The organism is Patescibacteria group bacterium, from assembly GCA_038063375.1.
GTDB lineage: Bacteria > Patescibacteriota > Minisyncoccia > Phycocordibacterales > JANLHH01 > JANLHH01.
On the sequence record JBBTVG010000034.1, the window covers coordinates 1 to 5,254 of the forward strand.

Annotated in this window: 5 protein-coding genes; 4 read left to right on the forward strand and 1 reads right to left on the reverse strand. The window is 47.6% G+C overall.

The window, feature by feature from the left end; all coding sequences use genetic code 11:
* Positions 1-19: 19 nt before the first annotated feature.
* The 4 genes from AAB523_03515 to AAB523_03530 all read left to right on the forward strand — a co-directional run bounded on the left by AAB523_03515 (position 20) and on the right by AAB523_03530 (position 3,880).
* On the forward strand, positions 20-973 hold the full coding sequence (locus AAB523_03515; protein MEK7556322.1) for an FAD-dependent oxidoreductase: 954 nt from the start codon (positions 20-22) through the stop codon (positions 971-973).
* A 10-nt stretch (positions 974-983) separates the two neighbouring features.
* Positions 984-1,424 (forward strand): hypothetical protein, encoded by a 441-nt coding sequence (locus AAB523_03520; protein MEK7556323.1) that lies wholly within the window; start codon positions 984-986, stop codon positions 1,422-1,424.
* A gap of 50 nt (positions 1,425-1,474) precedes the next feature.
* Positions 1,475-2,485 (forward strand): hypothetical protein, encoded by a 1,011-nt coding sequence (locus AAB523_03525; GenBank protein MEK7556324.1) that lies wholly within the window; start codon positions 1,475-1,477, stop codon positions 2,483-2,485.
* 90 nt (positions 2,486-2,575) lie between these two features.
* The gene (locus AAB523_03530; GenBank protein MEK7556325.1) at positions 2,576-3,880 is read left to right on the forward strand and encodes a hypothetical protein; all 1,305 of its coding nucleotides are present in this window, start codon (positions 2,576-2,578) and stop codon (positions 3,878-3,880) included.
* Between the two features lie 44 nt (positions 3,881-3,924).
* Here the strand turns inward: AAB523_03530 and ftsZ are convergent, their stop codons facing one another.
* Entirely contained in the window at positions 3,925-5,067 is a 1,143-nt protein-coding gene (gene ftsZ / locus AAB523_03535) for a cell division protein FtsZ (protein ID MEK7556326.1), read from the reverse strand.
* Positions 5,068-5,254: the final 187 nt, after the last annotated feature.

Here is a 5,254-nt window from a genome sequence, read left to right on the forward strand (position 1 = left end):
TATATAATCATATCTATCTATGGAACATTACGACGTTATTATCATTGGCACCGGAGCCGCAGGGCTTTCAGCGGGGGTATACGCGGGGCGCTACAATTTGAAGACATTGATCATTGGGAAGGAGTTTGGCGGTGAAACGGCGCGCGCCGGAGTGATAGAAAACTGGCCCGGTATCATCAGCATTGACGGGTACGATCTGATGAAGAACATGAAAGAGCACGCGAAACATGTCGGTGCTGAAATAATGGACGGGACGGTGGAAAGAATAGAAAAAAAAGATAATTGTTTTGACGTGATCGTCAAAGGGAAAACATATCATGCGACCAATGTTGTTCTTGCTTTGGGTGCTGAAAGGCGCCGTCTCGGTCTTCCTAATGAGAAAGAGTTCACCGGCAACGGAGTCCACTTCTGTATTACCTGCGATGGTCCGCTTTACACCGGGAAAACAATCGCTGTGGTTGGCGGCGGCGACGCCTCGGTGAAAGGGATCAACTTGGCGGCACAGTACGCGGAAAAAATATATCTTTTGGTGCGCGGCGATACTATGAGAGCGGAGCCGATCAATGTGGAGCGCATGAAGCAACTTGGAGATAAAGTGGAGATATTGTATCAAACATCGGTACAGGAAATCGCGACGAAGGATGGCAAGTTTGATAAGATCATTCTTTCAAAAGAGTACAACGGAGGAACCGAACTTGATATTGACGGCCTTTTTATTGAAGCCGGAGCAATGCCGAATACGGCAATCGCCGCGCCACTTGCGCTCACGACCGATAAAGCGGGGTATCTTGAAGTCAATAATATGATGCAGACGAACGTTCCCGGCGTCATGGCGGCGGGGGATATCGTTAATCATTTTGGTCACTTCAAACAGGACATCACCTCTTCGGCCATGGGCGCCGTGGCGGCGACCTCCGCCTATGAGTATTACAAGGAACACAAAAGTCTCGGCGGTTGTTCGCACGGGAAATAATACCAGACGCATGTCTTCATCCGTACAAACAACTGAAGAAAAACTTAATCTGAATTCTAATTGGGTTGCGTTTCGGAAGATATATTCCGATCTATTAAAGGATCGTAAGATTACGGTCATTTTTAGGCCAGAGAAAAGACTCTGTGGCGATTTTCGGGGCTATTGCGAGGGGCAGATTGTCAACATTGGCGTCATAGAGAAGGTAGGCGCTGATTGGGGGAAGCTTCCACCACAGTTCTTAGATGAATCTTTTGGGAAGATCAAGGTTGAAAGCATAGAAGCGAAGCCAATAGGCGATCTAAAAAAAGAAGACTTCATTGGGTCAAGTCCGGACGTATTGGATGTGGTAAGCCTCAAGTACCATTTAGGCCTCATCTATAATCTCGCGCCTCATCAATTGACTGATGAGTCTGTGGTTACTGTCATAAAATTCTCCTATGTACAAGAATGATAATAAATGGCATACTCTTGCCAGAAGTTCCTTACTCAAGAGGCACGTTCATGTTGAAACAACTTCTTAAAAACGGTGTTTTATCCATAGCAAAAGAGCCCGAGGACAACCCCGAGAACTTTGCCGATAGTCCTTACATAGCGACACTTATTGCACACGATTACCCCGGAAAAACCCCTACCATGTGGAATGCGGCATACCGGGAGTACGGGATTCCCATGCAAGCGGTCATGCTTGTCGGTGACCCTGTTGACGCAAAGACAATCTGCGATGCATTGCGGAGCGATCCTCTCTATTTAGGCGGCGGAGCAGGTGTCGGTTTTAAGGATGAAATCGTTCCGTTTCTTGATGAAATGGATCCTGTGGCGCGCGCAATAGGGTCAGTAAACTTCATAATGAAGACGACAGAAGGGAATCTCCGGGGGTATAACACAGATGGGGAAGGATATGCACTTTCTCTTGAAAAGGTGCTGAAGGAAAAAGGAAGAAGGATCAGAAGCAGTCTCATCGTCATGCTTGGTGCCGGTGGTACAGGACGCTCTATAGCTTTTGCTCTTGTGGGGCGAGGTGCTCGAGTGATGATCCTCAATAGAACTATCGATAAGGCAAAGGAATTGGCAAATCATGTAAATGAGTATTTTCATGTTAACCTTGCAACCTTTGGCAATGAAGGCCTGATTTCTGAAATGGTTCCAATCGCCGATGTCGTTATTAATGTTTCCACTAAAGGAGCAGTCGGTACACTTGAGTCTTATTCTCCGCTTGCGCAAGCCGTTTTGCCGGCAACCGAAGTGAACATTGAGAATAACAGACGACAGGCGAACGCCGTACTGCAGTCCATGAAGGGAGACACCATTGTCAGTGATATTATCTTGCGAAAAGATAAAACACCCCTCCTTCTTTCGGCAGAGAATGCCGGTTTCACTACTCTTGATGGCGTTCCGATGGTTGTGCGGCAGGGAGCCCTAGCCTTTTGGATCTTGCACCATGATGTTCTTGAAGAGAGAGGTATTCTTCGAGAGAACGTACAAGAAGTTATGAAGAATGCGGCAGGTTTGTAGCATATATTTACCCTTTGGCTAAAAGTCAAAGGGTAATTTCTTTTAGGGGGTATATTTGCTAGAATAAGAGGAAAGAAAACCGCTTACACTATGAAACTTATCTATAACAAAAGTCACGTTTCGGAGGAAGAGATTACAACGATAGGTGAACAGCTTTCCCCTTATGCGGAGCATTTGAAAGAGGTTCTGCAGCACGGATATGAGGACGAAGAATCATCCATCAACCTTCCCGGGGATAAGGAGCTTATGGAGAGCGTCGGTGCCGCACTGCGGGACAAGAACACTACGTCTCTTAAATATATTCTCGTCATTGGCATTGGCGGTTCAAATTTGGGCACCAAGGCGGTATACGACGCGCTGTATGGCCGTTTTGATATCTTGGAACCTTCACGTATGCCGAAGATGATCTTTCTTGATACCACCGACCCGGGCATACTTCTGCATCTGGAAAGTTTTTTTGATAAAGAAATAACAAGCGAGGAAGAGATCGTCATTAATGTCATCAGTAAATCAGGTGACACCACCGAGACGATCGTGAACGCGGAGCTCGTACTCGGCATGCTACGAAAAAAGTTTCCGGGTATCTTGGATCGGTTGGTGGTAACAACCGACTTCGGGTCTCTTCTGTGGAAAATTGCCGAAGCGGAAGACATTACACGTCTTTCTATTCCCGAAAAAGTGGGCGGAAGATATTCGGTCTTGTCTGCGGTCGGACTTTTCCCACTCGCGAAAGTGGGGATTAACGTGACTGCACTTTTGGACGGCGCGCGAAAGATGAGAGAGAAATGTTTATCTCTAGACATACGGGAGAACCCGGCGATGGTTTCGGCGGCGGTGCTTTTCACGAACTACCATTCAGGCAAAACGATCAATGATAATTTTATCTTTCATTCCGAGCTTGAATCTCTCGGCAAATGGTATCGGCAACTTTTGGGCGAGAGTATCGGGAAAGAACATGACAGGGACGGGAACGTGGTGCGTGTAGGCATTACCCCCACCGTTTCCATTGGTTCAACCGACCTCCATTCCGTGGGGCAATTGTATTTGGGCGGACCGGAGGATAAGATAACCACGTTCATTTTCGCGGAGTTTAGCAAGCGGGGCACTGTGGTCACCCCAGAGGTATTTGCGGGTGTTCTGGGGGGCATTTCCGGAAAAAAGCCCGCCGACGTGGCAGATGCAATCCTTAAGGGAGTCAAGATTGCGTATGAGAAGAAAGGATTGCCGTTCATGGAGGCATTACTCCCTGATATCACACCTGCTTCGCTTGGCGCGTTTATGCAGTTTAAGATGATGGAGATGATGTATCTAGGCCAGCTTTTTAATGTGAATCCTTTTGATCAGCCCAACGTGGAATTGTATAAAATTGAAACTAAGAATATTTTAAATGGTTAAACAAAAAACACCCCGATATCATCGGGGTGTTTTTTGTCGGTTAATTACTTGAGTTTTGACCTGCGGAGAAAAGCGGGTACGGAAGACCAGTCGTCATCGTCGCTCTCGGGCTTTACGTTTGACACCGACGGCTTCTGGATCTGTTGTTGGGGTTCAGTATTAATGGTGAGCACTCCTTTATCTTTCTTCACCTCTTTTCCTTTTGATTGAAAAAGTGTTTTTTCAGCAGCGCTTTCGGGAAAACCTGAAGCAATAACCGTGACCTTGATCTCTCCTTTCTTGAGTTTCTCATCCTTGATCGTTCCGAAGATCACCCTTGCCTCACTGTCAATGGATTCAGTGATGACACGCGCCGCGTCTTGGATCTCATGCATCGTGAGGTCATCGTTGCCGGCAATGGCAAAGAGTACTCCTCGCGCGCCGTGAATGGATACTTCAAGGAGGGGAGAATTGATAGCCGCCATGGCTGCGTTCTCAGCGCGTTTTTCTCCCGTCGCGGAGCCGATACCCATAAGTGCCGAGCCGGTATTTTCCATCACTGCTCTGATGTCCGCAAAGTCAACGTTGATGATGCCCGGCGTGGTGATGAGGTCTGAAATGCCTTCCACTGCTTGGCGCAGTACGTCATCACATATGGCGAATGCGTCTTTGGCGCTTGTGTTCTTGTCAACGGTCGCCAAGAGCCTGTCGTTGGGTATGATAATAAGCGCGTCAACTTCATCCCGAAGTTCCTGGATCCCGTCATTGGCAATCCGCATACGCTGGACTCCTTCAAAAGAGAATGGCTTCGTCACAATGCCGACGGTCAGCGCGCCTGATTCTTTCGCGACGCGCGCCACGACCGGTGCGGCTCCCGTGCCGGTGCCTCCGCCCATACCGCCAGCGATGAAGATCATATCAGCACCCTGCACGGCGCTCTGAATTTCTTCTTTTGTTTCTTCAGCGGCTCGCTTGCCGATATCGGGGTTCATACCTGAACCCAAACCTCGAGTGAGGTTCTTGCCGATGTGTATTTTTTTCTTTGCGAGAGAATGATGGAGATCTTGCGAGTCGGTGTTCATCGCGACGAAATCAACGCCTTTTACCCCAGATTTGATCATGTGGTTGATGGCATTTTTTCCTGAACCGCCAATGCCTATGACTTTAATGCGCGCGAATGTTTCAATTTCCGGGTTTATTTTTGGCATAATTTACTTGGTGAATTATCTTGTTGTGGAGAGGATCATTTGCCGTGCGGGAAGAGAGACTGGAGACGGAGAACCTATCACTCGTCTATTCTTCAATGTTCTCCATAATACCAGAAAGGAGAGAAAAAAAGAAACCCTTGACCTCTCAGTCAGTTTGTTATCTTGTATGTATATGAATGGTATCGCA